Annotated in this window: 19 protein-coding genes and 2 tRNA genes; 5 read left to right on the top strand and 16 right to left on the bottom strand. The window is 65.3% G+C overall.

The genetic code is table 11. The features are described from left to right. Positions 1–50 precede the first annotated feature (50 nt). From EL388_RS14320 to EL388_RS04885, 9 genes are all read right to left on the bottom strand, one after another. Complete coding sequence (locus tag EL388_RS14320) at positions 51–176, bottom strand: hypothetical protein (protein ID WP_269470955.1); 126 nt, start codon at positions 174–176, stop codon at positions 51–53. 1 nt (position 177) lies between these two features. Beyond that, positions 178–1,296, bottom strand: coding sequence for a hypothetical protein (locus tag EL388_RS04920; RefSeq protein WP_126460477.1), 1,119 nt, complete (start codon positions 1,294–1,296; stop codon positions 178–180). A 79-nt stretch (positions 1,297–1,375) separates the two neighbouring features. Next, positions 1,376–2,221 carry an SDR family oxidoreductase gene (locus EL388_RS04915; RefSeq protein ID WP_126460474.1) on the bottom strand — a complete coding sequence of 282 codons (846 nt, stop codon included), beginning with the start codon at positions 2,219–2,221 and terminating at the stop codon, positions 1,376–1,378. Next, entirely contained in the window at positions 2,218–2,850 is a 633-nt protein-coding gene (locus EL388_RS04910) for an SAM-dependent methyltransferase (RefSeq protein ID WP_165919213.1), read from the bottom strand. The genes EL388_RS04915 and EL388_RS04910 overlap by 4 nt, the downstream gene beginning before the upstream one ends. 19 nt (positions 2,851–2,869) lie before the next feature. Beyond that, positions 2,870–3,571: an ABC transporter ATP-binding protein gene (locus tag EL388_RS04905; protein ID WP_126460468.1), complete on the bottom strand. Its 702-nt coding sequence runs from the start codon at positions 3,569–3,571 to the stop codon at positions 2,870–2,872. Then, complete coding sequence (locus tag EL388_RS04900) at positions 3,564–4,793, bottom strand: ABC transporter permease (protein ID WP_126460465.1); 1,230 nt, start codon at positions 4,791–4,793, stop codon at positions 3,564–3,566. Before EL388_RS04900 ends, EL388_RS04905 begins: the two co-directional genes overlap by 8 nt. A gap of 4 nt (positions 4,794–4,797) precedes the next feature. Further along, entirely contained in the window at positions 4,798–5,997 is a 1,200-nt protein-coding gene (locus tag EL388_RS04895; RefSeq protein WP_126460462.1) for an efflux RND transporter periplasmic adaptor subunit, read from the bottom strand. 153 nt (positions 5,998–6,150) lie between these two features. Continuing rightward, the gene (locus EL388_RS04890) at positions 6,151–6,465 is read right to left on the bottom strand and encodes a non-heme iron oxygenase ferredoxin subunit (protein WP_126460459.1); all 315 of its coding nucleotides are present in this window, start codon (positions 6,463–6,465) and stop codon (positions 6,151–6,153) included. After that, the gene (locus EL388_RS04885) at positions 6,465–7,577 is read right to left on the bottom strand and encodes an anthranilate phosphoribosyltransferase (protein WP_126460456.1); all 1,113 of its coding nucleotides are present in this window, start codon (positions 7,575–7,577) and stop codon (positions 6,465–6,467) included. Before EL388_RS04885 ends, EL388_RS04890 begins: the two co-directional genes overlap by 1 nt. Before the next feature lie 112 nt (positions 7,578–7,689). Between EL388_RS04885 and EL388_RS04880 the strand changes: the two genes are divergently transcribed. The 3 genes from EL388_RS04880 (at position 7,690) to EL388_RS04870 (ending at position 9,831) form a co-directional block, all read left to right on the top strand. Beyond that, positions 7,690–8,085, top strand: a complete 396-nt coding sequence (locus EL388_RS04880) for a group II truncated hemoglobin (protein WP_126460454.1) — start codon at positions 7,690–7,692, stop codon at positions 8,083–8,085. A 147-nt stretch (positions 8,086–8,232) separates the two neighbouring features. Then, positions 8,233–8,814 (top strand): Tll0287-like domain-containing protein, encoded by a 582-nt coding sequence (locus tag EL388_RS04875; RefSeq protein WP_126460452.1) that lies wholly within the window; start codon positions 8,233–8,235, stop codon positions 8,812–8,814. A 54-nt stretch (positions 8,815–8,868) separates the two neighbouring features. Further along, positions 8,869–9,831 carry an SLAC1 anion channel family protein gene (locus EL388_RS04870; RefSeq protein ID WP_126460450.1) on the top strand — a complete coding sequence of 321 codons (963 nt, stop codon included), beginning with the start codon at positions 8,869–8,871 and terminating at the stop codon, positions 9,829–9,831. 224 nt (positions 9,832–10,055) lie between these two features. On the opposite strand, the gene EL388_RS04865 is transcribed toward EL388_RS04870, so the two are convergent. Further along, positions 10,056–10,143 (bottom strand) — tRNA-Ser (locus tag EL388_RS04865). Between the two features lie 291 nt (positions 10,144–10,434). Between EL388_RS04865 and EL388_RS04860 the strand changes: the two genes are divergently transcribed. Continuing rightward, positions 10,435–11,388 carry an IS30 family transposase gene (locus EL388_RS04860; protein WP_126460448.1) on the top strand — a complete coding sequence of 318 codons (954 nt, stop codon included), beginning with the start codon at positions 10,435–10,437 and terminating at the stop codon, positions 11,386–11,388. A 28-nt stretch (positions 11,389–11,416) separates the two neighbouring features. Next, a protein-coding gene (locus EL388_RS04855; protein WP_420856645.1) for an IS3 family transposase occupies positions 11,417–12,528 on the top strand; the annotation gives its coding sequence in 2 pieces (ribosomal slippage) (positions 11,417–11,672 and positions 11,672–12,528; 1,113 coding nt in all). Between the two features lie 179 nt (positions 12,529–12,707). On the opposite strand, the gene EL388_RS04850 is transcribed toward EL388_RS04855, so the two are convergent. The 6 genes from EL388_RS04850 to petA form a co-directional block, all read right to left on the bottom strand. Next, a tRNA-Thr gene (locus tag EL388_RS04850) sits at positions 12,708–12,783 on the bottom strand. Between the two features lie 51 nt (positions 12,784–12,834). After that, positions 12,835–13,254 (bottom strand): ClpXP protease specificity-enhancing factor, encoded by a 420-nt coding sequence (locus tag EL388_RS04845; protein ID WP_126460444.1) that lies wholly within the window; start codon positions 13,252–13,254, stop codon positions 12,835–12,837. Then, positions 13,251–13,850 (bottom strand): glutathione S-transferase N-terminal domain-containing protein, encoded by a 600-nt coding sequence (locus EL388_RS04840; protein WP_126460442.1) that lies wholly within the window; start codon positions 13,848–13,850, stop codon positions 13,251–13,253. The genes EL388_RS04845 and EL388_RS04840 overlap by 4 nt, the downstream gene beginning before the upstream one ends. A 21-nt stretch (positions 13,851–13,871) precedes the next feature. Continuing rightward, the gene (locus EL388_RS04835) at positions 13,872–14,621 is read right to left on the bottom strand and encodes a cytochrome c1 (RefSeq protein WP_126460439.1); all 750 of its coding nucleotides are present in this window, start codon (positions 14,619–14,621) and stop codon (positions 13,872–13,874) included. Further along, complete coding sequence (locus tag EL388_RS04830) at positions 14,618–16,012, bottom strand: cytochrome b (RefSeq protein WP_126460436.1); 1,395 nt, start codon at positions 16,010–16,012, stop codon at positions 14,618–14,620. Before EL388_RS04830 ends, EL388_RS04835 begins: the two co-directional genes overlap by 4 nt. Positions 16,013–16,031: 19 nt before the next feature. Then, positions 16,032–16,625, bottom strand: coding sequence for a ubiquinol-cytochrome c reductase iron-sulfur subunit (gene petA, locus EL388_RS04825; protein ID WP_126460433.1), 594 nt, complete (start codon positions 16,623–16,625; stop codon positions 16,032–16,034). Positions 16,626–16,737: the final 112 nt, after the last annotated feature.

Genomic DNA, 16,737 nt, shown 5'->3' with positions numbered 1-16,737 from the left:
GCCCCGCCGCCTTGCGCTGCATCCCGCAGCGGGCCGGCGCGCACGGGGTGTTAAGTCCGACAGGCTCCTAGGTGCTGCAGGGCGATGATCACCTCCTTGCCCAGTTCGCCCGCCCCCAGCAGCATGACCCGGGTGGCGGAGGGGGACAGCGGCGTGCCGATCTGCATGATGCGCACCTCAGTGTCTTTGCTCGGCCGGAATGTTGCCGGCCATGCCCTCGGCGAAGCTTCGGGCGGTATCGGCCTTGAACTGCTCGGACAGTTTCTGGGCATCGCGGATCAGGGACTTGATCCAGATGTCGCCGCTGTGGGCGCCCAGGGCATTGCGGTCGGCGCTGTCGCCCAGGTCGGGATAGAACACCCGGCGCCGGCGCTCGGCATCGAACCAGTAGACGTTCTTCACCACGTATTCGTAACCGAAGGGCATCAGCGCCGCGCCGAACTCGGCGCCATCGGGATAGCCCTCGCGGCCACGCGCCACGCCGATGAAGCCGGCCCCGGCCAGGCGCTCGACCAGGCGGGCGGCATCGCGCAGCGGGCAATGGGCAATGTAAAGGTAATGACTGCGACGCAGGGTCCAGGCGGCGACGCCCGCCTCGTCCTCCTCGCGCACCGGCATCTCGCCCGCCGGCGTGCCCAGGGCATTGACGTGATAGAGCACCAGGCCGACCGGGTGATTGAGCATGCCGGGATTGCGCCCTTCCAGGTAATTGACCACGCTGAAGTGCAGGCGGGCATAGGCGTCGATGTTGGTCGTGAGCGCGCCATCGCCTTGCAGCTGCTTGTGCAGCTCGAACAAGGCCATCAGGCGGTCGGCCGGCACCGGCAGCGCCAGGGTGAGCAGCGGCCCGTCGGCGAAGCTGCCGGCCACGGCATCGTCCTCGCGATGGGGGAAGACCTTGAGATTGTAGCGGCCGAGCTTGCCGGCGAGCTTTTCCATCCAGCCGGCCGGATGCAGGTTCTGCACCGTGCCGTCGAGTTCGGCGAAGCGCTCGGCGCTGACCAGGGTGACCAGCTCGTCGCCGGCGCAGCTCAGCTCCAGCGACGACAGGCCGCCGGCGAAGCGGAGCTTGGCCTTGTGGCCGTCGGCATCGTGCCACTCGGCCGACCAGCCCTTCTTCTCGAACTTGAAGCTGTCCGCGACGAGATCCCCCAGCACCAGCCGGCTGGGCAGATCGGCGGCCGATTTCACCTCGGCCAGCCGGTCGACCGGAAAACGCAGCGGCCGCTCGATCCTGGGCAACGGCAACAATTTGGGGAAGGCCGGCGCGGTGCCGGTGGAAGTCTCTTCAGCCATGGGAGTCATTTCAGGATTGCTTGCAGCCCCAAGTATACCGGCCTACGGACCGGCAGAGACCGTGCCCCGAGTGGGGCTGCTACCGTTTGCCGCCGCCGGAGGCCCGCATCAGCACCCAGTCCATAGCGCGGATGGGCAGCAGGCGCCTGAGCCACCAGAAGGCGACCGCAGGCACGGTGACCGGGTAGCGCGCCCTGGGCCGCGGGCTCTCGATGGCGTGGATCACCTTGTCCAGCACCGCCTGCGGCGACAGGGTGAAGGGTGCGGCCGGGCCGGGTTGCTTCAGCCGGGCCAGCTGGCGCTCGTATTGGGCGCGGTGGACGCTGTGCTGCCAGTCGATGTGTCGCAAAAAATGCGGCAGGCAGTTCTCGCGAAAGCGCGAGGTGATCGGCCCCGGCTCGACCAGGCAGACGTGGATGCCGGTACCGGCAAGCTCGTGGCGCAAGGTGTCGCTGATGCCTTCCAGGGCGAACTTCACCGCGTTGTAGGCGCCGCGATAGGCGAAGGCGGCATAGCCCAACACCGAACTGTTCATGACGATGCGGCCGCAACCCTGGCGGCGCATGACCGGGATGACGCGATTGGTCAGCTCGATCCAGCCGAACAGATTGGTCTCGAACTGCTCGCGCAGGGCGTCGCGCGTGAGGTCTTCCACCGCGCCGACCTGGCCGAAGCCGCCGTTGTTGAACAGGGCATCGAGCCGGCCCTCGGTGCGGCGCAGCACCTCGTCGAGCGCGGCGCGGATCGAGGCCGGGTCGTCGAGGTCGAGCGCCAGGCTCTCCAGGCCCTCGGCGTTCAGGCGGGCCACGTCCTCCGCCTTGCGCGCCGTGGCGAACACCCGCCAGCCGCGCGTGGCCAGGCCGTGGGCGACGGCATGGCCGATGCCGCTGGAGCAGCCGGTGATGAGGATGCTGCGCGCCTTCATGCCGGCCCTGCCCCGGTCGCACCCGACGCGGCGGGCCGGCGCGCGATCAGGGTGTCGAAGGCCTTCACGGTCGCGCCCGGCGCGGGAAAGCGCTCGTGCCGATCGAGCAGGATCTCCCAAGCGGCGAAACGGCGCGCCAGCTCACCCCGGGCGAACAGGTAATAGTGGCCCGGCTCGAACATGGCCAGATAACTGGTGCCCTCGGTCAGCACATTGAGCGCCACCAGGCCGCCCGGCTTCACCCGGTCGTGGATCGCGTCCAGCAAGGCCCTGGCCTGTGCCTCGGGCAGGAACATCAGCAGGCCGATCGAGACGATGGCATCGTAGTCGCGCCCGATGGCGTAGTGGGCCAGGTCCGCCAGCTGCGCCGTCAGGTCCAAGCCCTGCGCCGTCGCCTCTGCCTGGAGCCGGGCGATCGCGCTCGGGCTGCCGTCCAGGGCGGTGACCCGGCACCCCTGGCGGGCCGCCGCCAGGGCCAGATTGCCCAGGCCGCAGCCCAGATCCAGCACCTCGCCCGTCAGATGGGGCAGGGCCGCCTGCTCGAAGGGGTTGAGGGCATATTCGCCAGCCGCCGCCTGCTGGCGAAACTGGCGCTCGAAGAATTGCACGGCATGTTTGTCCAGAGTCATGGCCCTTCGCTCGATCGTCTCAAGTGGCCTGCCCGGCATAAAGACGGCCATCGACCAGCTCGATGCTCCGGTCGCAGCGTGCCGCCAGGCGGGGGTCGTGGGTGACAATGAGAAAGGCGGTGCCCTCCTCCCGATTGAAGTCGCGCATCAGGGTGAAGATCTCGTCCGCGGTATGGGTGTCGAGGTTGCCGGTGGGCTCGTCGGCCAGCACCAATGGCGGGTTGCCGGCAAGGGCGCGGGCAACCGCCACGCGCTGCTGCATGCCGCCGGACAGCTCGCTCGGCTTCTTGTGCATCGCACCGGCCAGCCCCACCCGCGCCACCAGCCATTCGGCGCGCCGGCGCATCGCCGCGTCGTAGCGGCCGCGTTCGATCAGGCTGGGCATCATCACGTTCTCGAGCGCGGAAAAGCCCGGCAGCAGATGATGGAACTGGAACACGAAGCCCAGGCTGCGCCCGCGCAGCCGGGTCAATCCGGCTTCGTCGAGGGCACCGATGCGCTCGCCGCCGATGTGGATCTCGCCCGAGGTCGGCCGCTCCAGCAAGCCGATCAGATGCAGCAGTGTGCTCTTGCCCGAGCCCGAAGGGCCGACCAGGGCGGCGAACTCACCCGCCCGCAGGCTGAGGTCGATGCCGTGCAAAACCTCGGTCTCGATCGGGGTGCCGACGTTGTAGGCCTTGCGCACCGCCTTCAGACTCAGAATCTCGGTCGGCTCAGCCATAGCGGATGGCCTCCACCGGATCGAGCCCGGCCGCGCGCCGCGCCGGCATCACCGCCGCGACGAGGCCGGTGACGATGGCCACGGCCGCGGCGCTGAAATAGTAGCCGGGCTCGATCCCGCCGCTGATCAGGGGTGTGCCGTCATCCTGGCGCAGTGCGAACGAGGCGCCATAGACCAGGGCGGAAGCGAGGCCCGAGCCAAGCAGCGCGCCGACCGCGCCGACGATGCCGCCCTGGATCAAAAACACCGTCATGATCCGGCGCGGCGAGGCGCCGATGGCGCGCAGGATGCCGATCTCCCGGCTCTTCTGCACCACCGACACCACCAGGACGCTGGCGATGCCCAGGGCCACGATCAGCACCAGAAACACGCGCACGGTGCGCGTGGTCATGGTCTGGTTCTTGAACGCGGTGAGCAGCTGGGTGTTGACCGCCATCCAGCTTTCGGCCAGCTGTCCGGTCTGGGCGGCGATGCGCTGGGCCACCGCCTCCGCGACGAAGATGTCGTCCACCGTCAGGTCGATGTTGGTCACGCCGCCGGGCAGATCGAGCAGGCTCTGCGCCGTGCGCAGGGGCACGATGACCCAGCGCCGATTGATGTCCTTCACGCCCAGGTCGAAGATGCCGGTGACCTGGAACAGCTCGCTGCGGTTTTCCGTGCTGGTGACCCGGATGCGGTCACCCAGCGCGGCACCCAGGTCGCGCGCCAGCTCGCTGCCGATCACCGTCTCGCCCGGGCCGACCCGGAAGCTGCCGGCGATCAGCCGCTCGGGCACGCCGACGATGCGCACGTAGCGCTCGGGCTGGATGCCGACGATGGCGATCGACTTGGTCGCCTCGCCCCGGGCGGCGAAGCCCGCGCCGGTGGCCATGGGCGAGACGGCGACGACATGCGCGAAACCGGGCAGCTCACGCTCGATGCGCTCCCATTGGTCGATCGAGCGCAGGCGCTGGGCACGCGGCTCGATCCGGGCGGCGACCGCCTGATTGCGATCGAGCACCAGGTTGGGCACATCGTCCGGCGGCCGCAGGGTGATATGGGCCTGGGTCGACAGGGTGCGGGCGGCCAGACTCGTCTGCAGGCCGTTGACCAGGGCGGTGATAAAGATGATCACCGCCACCCCGACCGTGGTGCCGGCCATGATCAGCACGGTCTGCATGCGCCCCTCGCGCAGAAAGCGCAGGGCGAGCACCCATTCGAAAGTCAGAGCGGGACGCCTCATGCCGCTACTCGACGAGGCGTACGCGCTGACCTGCGTGGACGCCCGAGACCGGCAGGATCACCGCTGCGCCGGCCGGCAGGCCCTCGGCCACCTCGACCTGGCCGGTGCCGCGCAGACCGAGCCGGACCGGACGGCGTACGGCGCGCCCGGCCTCGGCCACCAGCACCCAGGGCTGGGCACCGGCGGCGTCGCGCACCGCCTGGCTCGGCAGGATCAGAGCCCGCTCGCGTCGTCCCACCTCGATCTCGGCCGAGACCGTCATATCCGGTTTGAGGAAGGCCGGCACCCGGGTCACCCTGAGCTTCACTTGCACCGAGCCCTTCTGGGCATCCACCGCCGGCGCGATGAAGAAGAGCTCGGCGGGGAACGGCTGGCCCGGGTAGGCGTCGGCCACCACCTGGGCCATCTGGCCCGGGCGCAGGCGACCCAAATTCTTCTCGTCGATCTGCAGCTCGATCTGGGTCTCGCCCGCGGCCGCCAGCTCGAACAGCACCTTGCCCTGGGTGACCACGTCGCCCGGCTCCACCATCTTGCGCAGGACCAGTGCCTCGACCGGGGCGCGCAGCACCGTGTCATTCAGCCGGGCGCGCGCCAGGTCGAGCGCGGCGCGGGCCTGGGCCTGACGGGCGCGCGCCAGCCGGGTGTCGGCCCCGTTCGGCTGGTTGGAATGGGCCTGGGCGGCCGCCGCCTCGCGCCCGGCCCGGGCGTTGTCCAGATTGCGCCGGGCGATGTCGAGCTGGGCCTGGTTGTAAAAGCCCGCCTCGACCAGACGCCGGGTCCGTTCGAATTCCTTGCTGGCCAGATCGAGGGCGGCCTCGGCCTGGATCAGGGCCTGATCCGCCACCGGCCGGCCGACCCGCTCCAGCTGCTCGATTCGGGCATCGGCTTCCTGCAGGGCCTTGGCCGCCTGCTCCAGGGCGGCGCGCCGCTCGGCGGCATCCAGCGTCGCCAGCGGCTGGCCGGCCTGCACCCGGTCGCCCTCGGCCACCTGCACCTGGCTGACCGTGGCGGTGAACACCGGCCCCAGCGCGATCCGTGCGGGCGTGATGACCCGGCCGGTGGCGACCACGGTCTCGATCAACGGGCCTTCGCGCGCGATCGCCACCGTCACCGGCTTGCCGGCCACGGCGCCGAACAGGAAGCCCGCCGCGGCCAGGACGGCCAGGGCGCCCAAGAGGTAAGCCGGACGCAGACGCAGCTTCATGGCGCCGTGCTCCGAAGCAAGGCAGGAAGGTTCGGGTTCATGCAGTCGATTCGGTTTCCAGGATGCGCCGAGGTCGCCAGCCGGATGGGTGTATTCGCCGCATTGTTACGCCAAGCGGCGTCCGGCGCCAGATCACGCTCTTTGCGCTCCGCCTCAGTCGGGCTTGACCCAGACCTGGCCGGCCTCGACCTTCACCGGATAGCTGCGGATCGGGCAGTCGGCCGGCTCGTTCTCGGGCTGGCCGGTAGCCAGGTTGAAGTAGCTGCCGTGCAGCGAGCACTTGATCGACCTGCCCTTGATGCAGCCGAAGTAGAGCGAGTAGTCCTCGTGACTGCACATCTCGTCCACGCAGAAATGCTCGCCCTCGGCGTTGCATAGCAAAAGGCGCTTGCCGGCAACTTCGATGCGCTTCATCTGGGCCGGTTTGAGCTCGCCCACCTGGGCGACGGCGATGAATCCTTCGCGCATCACTTGACCCGCTGCGCCGCTTTGCCGGAATCCAGCACGGCGCGCACCTTGTCGGCCGCCTCGCTCAGGCTCCGGGCGCGGCCCAGGTGATGCAGGATCAGAGCGGCACCCAACACCAGGGAATCGTAGGTCGCGCCCCGGTTGCCGCAGAGCGCGGCCATGCCCGCCTCGGCCGCGGCCTGGGCGGTGGCCGCAACGTCGACCATGATCGCCACCTCGTCGCCCGCGCGCTCGGACTTGGGCAGATCGTCCGGCAGCGGCACCGCACGCACGGTCTGCGCGATGCCCAGGGCCTCGGGGTCGATCTCGAACTCGGCCTCCTCGCCGCGGTCCTGGTAGGCGAAAAACTTGCCGGTCTGGCGCAGGGAAGGGATCACGCCGCCCTCGACACCGCGGATGATCAGAGCGGAATCGAAACCGGCGTGGCGCGCCAGCATGGCGTAGATCGGCGGATAGGGCTTGTGCACATACCCGGTGACGAAGTGGGTGCGCTGGCGGCCGACGATGGGCTTGGCCAGCACCTCGACCGTGGTGATGGCCTGGCGCTTGATGATGCGGCTGCGCAGGTTCACCAGGTCGTGCAGCTTCGGGCAGTACTGCGCCTGGTCGACATAGGCCCAGCCGAGGGCCGGATCGGCCAGGCGTCTGGCCGCCGCCGCGGGTGACAGGTCGACATCCACACCGGCCGCCTGCAAGACGTGGCGCGCGGTCACGCCATACTTCGGGCCCACCGCATCGACGCTGTGGTTGACCGCCGGCACGCCCAGCTCGGCCAGCAGCGCCGGCAGGAAGGGCGCGGCCGGCAGGCAGCGGTTGTAGCCGTCATAGGGGTCGGCGATGTCGACCACCTCGTCCACTTCGGCGGTCACCCGCCGGGTGGCGGCCAGGATGGCATCGAGCACGCCCTTGTTCTCCTCGTCGGTCTCCCGCTTCATGCGCAGGGCGATGAAGAAGATGCCGGCCTGCACCGGATCGACGGCATTGTCGAGGATGGCCTGCATACCGAGCCGGGCCTCTTCCTGACTGATGTCTTTCGACAGGTCGGGACCGGTGGCGATGCGCTGGATGATGGAATGCATGACCTGCTTGGGGTCGGCAGCAACAACGGACATGGAACGCTCCAGAAAGCCTCGGCAATGGCCGAGTATTTTAGTCGGGTATAAGCCGCGCTACAATGCGGCCTGCCATGAAATTTAGCGGTTCCTAATATTACCCGACAACATGATGCCTACCCACTATGAACGCATCGGCGGCGCTACCGCAGTGCGCGCGCTGGTCGACCGCTTCTACGACCACATGGACGCGCTGCCCGAGGCCTACGGCATCCGCAAGATGCATGCGGCCGACCTCGGCAGCGCCCGGCAGAAACTGTATGAATTCCTCTCCGGCTGGATGGGCGGCCCACCCTTGTACGTCGAGAAATACGGCCACCCCATGCTGCGCCGGCGCCACCTGCCCTTCCCCATCGGCGACGATGAGCGTGACCAGTGGCTGCACTGCATGGACCTGGCCCTGCGCGAAACCGTTGCCGACGAGTCCCTGCGCCAGGAACTCTACGCCGCCTTCGTCAAGGTCGCCGACCACATGCGCAACCGCTCGCCGCTCAACATCGGCGTTTGAATCAGGCGGCCGGCCGCGCTAGTATCCCGCTCGCGAGAGGAGGCATTGTCCTTGCGGCCGTCCCCGCGCCGCACGACCCCGGGCAGCCGCACCACAACAACCGGGGCGAATCGAAGCGACATTGTTCAATCCATTGGAGGAGACACCATGCAGCGACACATCACCCTGAGCACCCTCGCCGCCAGCCTGATCCTGGCCGGCCATGTGCAGGCCGCGGAAGCCCCAGCCGAGCCGGCGGCGGTGCCGCGCCAGGCGGTCGGGGCCCTGATCAAGACCCTGGTCGGTGAGCTGAAGAAGGACATCGACAGCGTCGGCGCCGAAGGCGCCATCACCGTGTGCAAGGACAAGGCGCCCAAGATCGCCGGCGAAATCGCCAGGCAGCACAATGTGCAGATCAAGCGGGTCACCTTCAAGAACCGCAACCCCGAGCGCAGCACGCCGGACGAGTGGGAGACCAAGGCCCTGCGCGAGCTGGAAAAACGCCTGGCCGAAGGCGCCAGCCCGGCCAGCCTGGAATACACCGAGGTGGTCGACACGCCCCAGGGCAAGACCGTGCGCTACATGAAGGGCCTGGTCGTGCAGGAACTGTGCATGACCTGCCACGGCACCCCGGACACCATCCCGGCCGGGGTGAAGGCCAAGCTGCAACAGGAATACCCTAACGACAAGGCCACGGGTTATCTGCCCAACCAGTTCCGCGGCGGCGTCAGCATCAAGCAACTGCTGTAACCTTCAGGCCCGGGCCCCGGCCCGGGCGCATTCGATCAACCGAAGACACCCGCCATGACCGACACCTCCACCCCGCGCCTGCAGCACTTCCCCATCGCCTGGTTCGCCATGATCATGGGCCTGGGCGGCCTGACCCTGGCCTGGAACCGGGCCGAGAGCCTGCTCCGCCTGCCGGTCAGCCTGAGCCCCTACCTGCTGGTGCTCACCACCCTGCTGTTCCTGGCGCTGGGCGTGGCCTATGCCCTGAAGATGATCAAGTACCGGGCCGCCGTGCGCATGGAGTGGAACCATCCGGTGAAGATGAGCTTTTTGCCCACCTTCTCCATCGCCCTGATCATCCTCTCCATCGGCTGGCTGTCGGTGAGCGCGGCCGCCTCCAAGTGGCTGTGGATCACGGGCAGCGTTTTGCACCTCGTGCTCACCCTGCACATCATCAGCCAGTGGATGCATCAGACCAAATTCGAGATCGTCCACCTCAACCCGGCCTGGTTCATCCCCGTGGTCGGCAACATTTTGGTGCCGATCGCCGGCGTGCAGCACGCCCCGGTCGAGCTCTCCTGGTTCTTCTTCAGCATCGGCATCGTGTTCTGGCCGGTGCTGCTGGCCATCATCTTCTACCGGGTGATCTTCCACGGCAGCCTGCCCGAGCGCCTGCTGCCCACCCTGTTCATCCTGATCGCGCCGCCCGCGGTCGGCTTCCTTTCCTATCTGCGCCTGACCGGCGAGATCGACGCCTTCGGCCTGGTGCTCTATTTCAGCGGCCTGTTCTTCACCGTGCTGCTGATCGCGCAGGCCCCCTGGTTCCTGCGCCTCAAGTTCTTCCTGTCCTGGTGGGCCTATTCCTTCCCGCTCGCCGCCATCACCCTCGCCACCCTGGCCATGTACCACCATGCCGGTACCGGGCTCTTCCTCGGCCTCTCCGGCATCCTGCTCGGCATCACCACCGCCGTCATCGCCGGCCTGTTCGTGCGCACGGCCGTCGCGGTGGCCCGGCGCGAGATCTGTTTGCAGGAATGATAGGGATCAACTGAAAAGAAAACGGCCCGCATGCGGGCCGTTTTTGTTTGGCGGAGGCGGTGGGACAACACGCCGCGCAGCGGCTTGTTGCTGTGTAGGCTAACCGCAAGGTTATGCCGAAACTACAACACGCCGCGTAGCGGCTTGTTGCGGCGAAGGCTAACGTGCGCAGCACGTTAAGCGCGACGCGCGGCCGAAGCCAAGAGAACTCTCTTAATTAGAATTGGCGGAAGAGGTGGGATTCGAACCCACGGATGGTCGCCCATCGCTGGTTTTCAAGACCAGTGCATTCAACCGCTCTGCCACTCTTCCCGCATTACGCCGAAGCCCAAGATCAGTGTCTTAAACCAATCAACCTGCAGGCATGCCGGTTTCGGCGAGGTGCGCATTGTAGCCGCATGACTCGCAGATGAACATCGGGCTTCACAAACACATCAAGCGGGTTGAGGCAGTTTGCCATCTTGAAGCCTCCTCGGATATTCGGGCCAATATGAAGTAGAGTTTTCCGTGGATTCAAATTCGAAGTGCAATTTTGATTAACTGGAAGGTGGGTCAGAATGCGTGAGCATTTTGCCCCATCAACCGCCAAGTCGAAGTTGCCCAATGAACTACACGCATCTGACCCAGAACGAACGATACCAAATTTACGCCCTCCTCAAAGCCGGCCATACACAGCGCGAGATCGCCCAGTTGCTCGACCGTCACCCTTCCACCATCAGCCGCGAGCTTGCCCGCAACTGCGGATTGCGCGGCTACCGGCCCCGGCAGGCGCAGCGCCTGTCCGAGGCGCGGGCGGCCAATAGCCGCAACGCGCCGCGCATCTTGCCGGAAGTATGGGAGGAAGCCCAAAGACGACTTGCCCTGCAGCACAGTCCCGAGCAGATCGCCGCGCATCTGCCGATCAGCCATGAGGCGATCTACCAGCGCATCTATGCCGACAAGCGAGCCGGCGGCGCGTTGTGGCGCCACCTCCGATGTCAGAAACAGCGCCGCAAACGTTATGCCTCGGGCCGAAGCCTGCGCGGCCATATCCCCGGTCGCAGGCCGATTGCCTTGCGCCCGCAGGCCGTCGAGTCGCGCAGCCTGGTCGGCCATTGGGAGGGTGACACCCTCATCGGCGCTGGCCGCAAACAGGCCATCGTCAACCTCACCGAGCGTAAGTCGGGTTTCTGCCTCTTGGCCCACGTGCGCAACAAGACCAGCGAGGCGGTAAGCGAGGCCATCATCCGCTTGCTTTCACCCTTCAAGGCACGGGTGAAGACGCTCACCTTCGACAATGGCCTGGAGTTCGCCCGCCATGGCGAGATCGACCGGGCACTCGAATCCACGTCCTATTTCGCCGACCCTTATGCCTCCTGGCAACGCGGCACGAACGAGAATACCAACGGCCTCATCCGGCAGTACCTGCCCAAATCCAGGCCCTTTCACACCGTCACCCAGGAGGAACTGGCCATGATCATGGATCGCCTGAACCATCGCCCCAGAAAACGCCTGGGCTGGAAAACCCCGCATCAGGTTTTTATGCAATCATTCAGTCGTGTTGCACTTCGTGGTTGAATCCGCCTTCCCTGAAAGGAAGCTCTACATGAAGAAATCGAAATTCACCGAGCAGCAGATCGTGGCGATCCTCAAGGAGGTCGAACTGGGCGCCAAGGTCGGCGAAACCTGCCGCAAGCACGGCATCTCGGACGCCACCTACTACAAGTGGAAGTCGGCCTACGCCGGCATGGAAGTGTCCCAGCTCAAGCAGTTGCGAGACCTGCAGGCCGAGAATGCGCGGCTCAAGAAGATGTATGCCGAACTGGCCATGGTGCACAACGCCCTGCAGGACGTTGTCTCCCGAAAGCTCTAGCCCCGGCGCGCAAGATTGAGTTGGCCGACGTGCTGATGGATGCGCATGGCTTGTCCGAACGCCAGGCTTGCCGGGCGGTACGGCTAGCCCGATCCAGCCGGCACTATGTGCCGGTTCGGCGCGATGACAGCGCCGTCATCGAGGCGGTACAGGCCTACATGGCGGTCAATCCCCGGCATGGTTTCGGCCTGCTGCATGACAGCTTCAGGCTGCAACAGCAGCCTTGGGGCAAGACCGTGCTGTGGCGGGTGTATTGCCAGCTCAATCTGAACCTGCCGCGCCGGGGCAAGAAACGCTTGCCGGCTCGCATCAAGCAGCCTCTGGTGGCCGGGGCGCTGCCGAACGATACTTGGAGTTGTGACTTCATGGCCGATGCGCTGTGGAGCGGTCGGCGCTTCCGGACCTTCAACGTCCTGGACGAGTTCAGCCGCGAGGCCCTGCGTATCGAGGTGGACACTAGCCTGCCGGCGGCCAGGGTGGTGCGGGCCTTGAATGAATTGATTGAACTGCGGGGCAGGCCCCGCCGGCTACGCCTGGACAACGGCCCGGAACTGGTCAGCCAGGCACTGGCCCAGTGGGCCAGGGATAATGAGGTGGAATTGATGTTTACCCAACCGGGGAAACCAACCCAGAACGCCTATATCGAACGGTTCAACCGCTCCTACCGGACCGAGGTGCTGGACTGCTATGTGTTCGAGTCGCTGGCCGAGGTCAGGAAGCTGACGGAGGACTGGCTGCACCGCTACAACCATGAACGACCGCATGAAGCCCTGGGCAGGATTCCACCGGTGGCCTATCGCATGCAAAAATACCCAAACCCTCTACTTCTGAGTGGCACGGAATAACGAGGAGGCTTCACGTCAACTACGTTGCTCTGCTTAGCCCTAAGCACCCCGATGAAATCAATCTGACATGACGGGCCGCCTTGCCACGCCGCAGTCCGCCACAAAATGCGACAAGCCCGGTTCTACAGACACGGGACCACAAACCCTGCAACTTATGAGACTGATTTTATGGATATGTATGGTGCCGGCAGTCTGACTCGAACAGACGACCTACCGCTTACAAGGCGGTTGCTCTACCAACTGAGCTATGCCGGCGACGCTGGGATTATACGTGCTGATCTTGCCAGGAACGCAGTGACAAGCTGCTTACTTGACCACGCGCAAGGTGGGACGGCCTTTGGGCCGGGTGGGATCGGTGGTTGTCTCGGGCTGAGGCTGATCGGCGATAGCTGCGTCCTGCGCCACGGCGGCCGTATCGGCTTGGCTGAATGCCATGCCCTCGCCGGTCTCGCGGGCGTAGATCGACAGGACGTTGGCGACCGGCACCTGGATGTCCTGGGCGACACCGCCGAAGCGGGCGGAGAAGCTGACCCAGTCGTTGTCGATCAGCAGATTGCGCACGGCGTTGGGGCCGATGTTGAGGACGATTTGACCATCCTTGACGTAGGCCGCCGGCACCTTGCAACGGGCGTCGACCCGCACGGCAATGTGCGGGGTGTAGCCGCAGTCGACGCACCACTCGTAGAGGGCGCGCAGAAAATAAGGTTGCTGCGGCAGCTCGCTCACTTGCGCATGGCTTTTTCGACGGGGGTCAGCGCCTCGATGAAGGCCGGCCGGCTGAAGATGCGCTCGGCGTATTTCAGCAGCGGCGCGGCCTGCTTGGGCAGCTTGATGTCGTAGTGGTCCAGGCGCCAGAGCAAGGGCGCGATGGCGACGTCGAGCATCGAGTATTCCTCGCCCAGCATGTATTTCTGCTTGGTGAAGATGGGCGCGATCTGGGTCAGGTTGTCGCGGATGATCTGGCGCGACTTCTCGGCCGACTTCTGATTGCCGTGCTCGAGCACGTTGACGTGAGCGAACAGGTCCTGCTCGAAGTTGAACAGGAACAGGCGCGCCCGCGCCCGCATCACCGGATCGGCCGGCATCAGCTGCGGGTGGGGGAAACGCTCGTCGATGTACTCGTTGATGATGTTGGACTCGTACAGCACCAGGTCCCGCTCGACCAGCACGGGGACCTTGCCGTAGGGGTTCATCACGGCGATCTCGGAGGGCTTCTCGTGCAGATCGACGTCCCGGATCTCGAAATCCATGCCCTTCTCGTGCAGCACGATGCGACAGCGATGGCTGAACGGGCAGGAGGTACCGGAATAAAGAATCATCATAAGCGTCACCCCACTATGTAATTAGTGGACGTCCTTCCAGAATTCACGCTTCAGGTAGAAGGCCACGATAAAGAACACGAACAGGAACAGCATGACGCCGACGCCAAGATACAGGCGCTTGGCCTTGGCCGGCTCGCCCATCCAGCTCATATAGTTGACCAGGTCGCCGACGGTGGCGTCGTACTCGGCCAGGGTCAGCTTGCCGGGCTGGGCCAGCTCCAGGCGCTCGATCACATGGTGGGTCTTGCCCTCGTGGTCGGTTTCGGTCTTGTAGACCGGCACCATCTGGCCCTGCAGGTCATGCAGGACATGAGGCATACCGACCTTGTCGAACACGGTGTTGTTCCAGCCGGTCGGACGGGTGTCGTCGCGGTAGAAGCCACGCAGGTAAGTGTAGACCCAGTCGGAACCGCGCGAACGGGTGATCACCGACAGGTCGGGCGGGGTGGCGCCGAACCAGGCCTTGGCCTCTTTGCTGCGCATGGCGACGGTCATGGTGTTGCCTGGCTTGTCCGCCGCATAGAGCAGATTGTCCTTGATCTGCGACTCGGTCAGGCCGATGTCGGTCATGCGCGAGTAGCGCATGGCGTTGGCCGAATGGCAGGACAGGCAGTAGTTGACGAAGACGGCGGCGCCGCGCTGCAGGGACTCCTTGTCCTGGAAGTTGACCGGGGCGCGATCCAGGTGGACTTCCGCACCGGAGGCGAACGCGGTCAGCGGCAGCAACAGCAGGGCCTGCAGCAGGCCTTTGGCAAAGCTCGTTTTTTTCATTTGTCGGTCACCCTTTGCGGTTCGGGTTTGGTCTGATCGCCCTTGAGATAGAAGGGCATCAGCACGAAGCAGGCAAGATGGACGAAGAACAGCAGTTCGGTCAGGTAGGGTACCGGCGTGGTCCGAGCCGCGTTGAGCACGACACCGATGGCGGACACGACCAAGGCGATGATGAACCACTTGGCGCTGGCCTTGCCCGGACGGCTGCTGTCGGTATACCACGGCATGAGTAGGAAGAAGGCGAAGTAGACCACGCTCAGGATGCGGGAGATCCAGGTATAGAGCGGGGTCGCCGGCAGGATGCCGAGATAGCCCAGACCGATGAAGGCGACGACGAAGGCGGCCAGGAACCACTTGTAGGTGGCGCCGCGATAGCGGATCGACTTCACCTTGGCTTTATCCAGCCAGGGCAGCGCGAAGAAGATCATCACGGCAATGCCCATGGCGGCAACGCCCGGGAACTGGGAGCCGAACAACGGCGGCACGGCACGCAGCACCGCGTAGTAAGGCGTGAAGTACCAGACCGGGGCAATGTGCGGCGGGGTCTTCAGCGGGTCGGCCGGGATGAAGTTGTTGGCCTCGAGGAAATAGCCGCCCATCTCCGGCGCGAAGAAGACAATGGCCGAGAACACCATCAGGAAGACGACAACACCCAGGATGTCCTTCACCGAGTAATAGGGGTGGAACGGAATGCCATCCAGCGGCACGCCCTTCTCGTCCTTCAGCTTCTTGATCTCGACGCCGTCCGGGTTGTTGGAACCGACCTCGTGCAGGGCGATGATGTGCACCGTGACCAGACCGATCAGCACCAGCGGGAAGGCGATGACGTGGAAGGCGAAGAAGCGGTTGAGGGTGGCATCACTCACCACGAAGTCGCCGCGGATCAGGATCGACAGGTCCTCGCCGATGAAGGGCACGGTGGCGAACAGGTTGACGATCACCTGGGCGCCCCAGAACGACATCTGGCCCCACGGCAGCAGATAGCCGAAGAAGGCCTCGCCCATCAGCACCAGGAAGATCAGCACGCCGAAGATCCAGATCAACTCGCGCGGCTCGCGGTAGGAGCCGTACATCAGGCCGCGGAACATGTGCAGATAGACCACGATGAAGAAGGCGGAAGCGCCGGTGGAGTGGATGTAGCGGATCAGCCAGCCCCAGGATACGTCGCGCATGATGTACTCGACGGAGGCGAAGGCCAGTTCGGCATCCGGCTTGTAATGCATGGTCAGGAAAATACCGCTGACCACCTGGATCACCAGAACCAGCATGGCCAACGAGCCGAAGAAGTACCAGAAGTTGAAGTTCTTCGGGGCGTAGTACTCGGACAGGTGGGCGGTCCAATGCGCGGTAAGCGGGAAACGCGCGTCCACCCAGGCTAACAGCTTATTCATCGTTCAAATCCCCTCTGAATTAGGCCTTGGCGTCTTCGCCGATCAGGACCTTGGTCTCGCTCAGGTACTTGTGCGGCGGGATCACCAGATTGGTCGGCGCCGGCGAGCCGTTGAACACGCGCGCGGCCAGGTCGAAACGCGAACCGTGGCAGGGGCAGAAGAAACCGCCCGGCCAGTCGGCACCCAGATCGGCCGCACCGATGTCCTTGCGGAAGGTCGGGGAGCAGCCCAGATGGGTGCAGATGCCGACGGCGATCAGGTATTCGGGTTTGATCGAGCGGGTGGGGTTCTTGCAGTACTCGGGTTGCTGGGCGGTATTGTCCGAAGCGGGGTCGCTCAGCCTGTCGTCGTGCTTGGCCAGCAGGTCCAGCATTTCCTTGGTGCGATTGACGATCCAGACCGGCTTGCCGCGCCATTCCACGGTGAGAATGGCACCCGGCTCGACCTTCGACAGATCGACCTCGACCGGCGCACCGGCTGCCAGGGCTCGCGCCGACGGCATCATGCTGACCACGAAGGGGATCGCAACCCCCGCGGCGGCCACGCCCCCGACGGCGGAACTCGCCATCACCAGGAAGCGGCGTTTGGATTTATCCACGTTCATGTCGCTCATAACTTATCGTTCCTACCAGAAATTCAGCGGGCATCCCCGAATTCGTGTTGCAGAGCACGGCCGCAATCGACCCCGACATCGCAAATCGCGAGATTGTACAGGAAAGCCAATA

The organism is Sulfuritortus calidifontis, from assembly GCF_003967275.1.
In the GTDB taxonomy this organism is placed as follows: domain Bacteria; phylum Pseudomonadota; class Gammaproteobacteria; order Burkholderiales; family Thiobacillaceae; genus Sulfuritortus; species Sulfuritortus calidifontis.
This window is presented reverse-complemented; position numbering and strand designations above follow the sequence as displayed.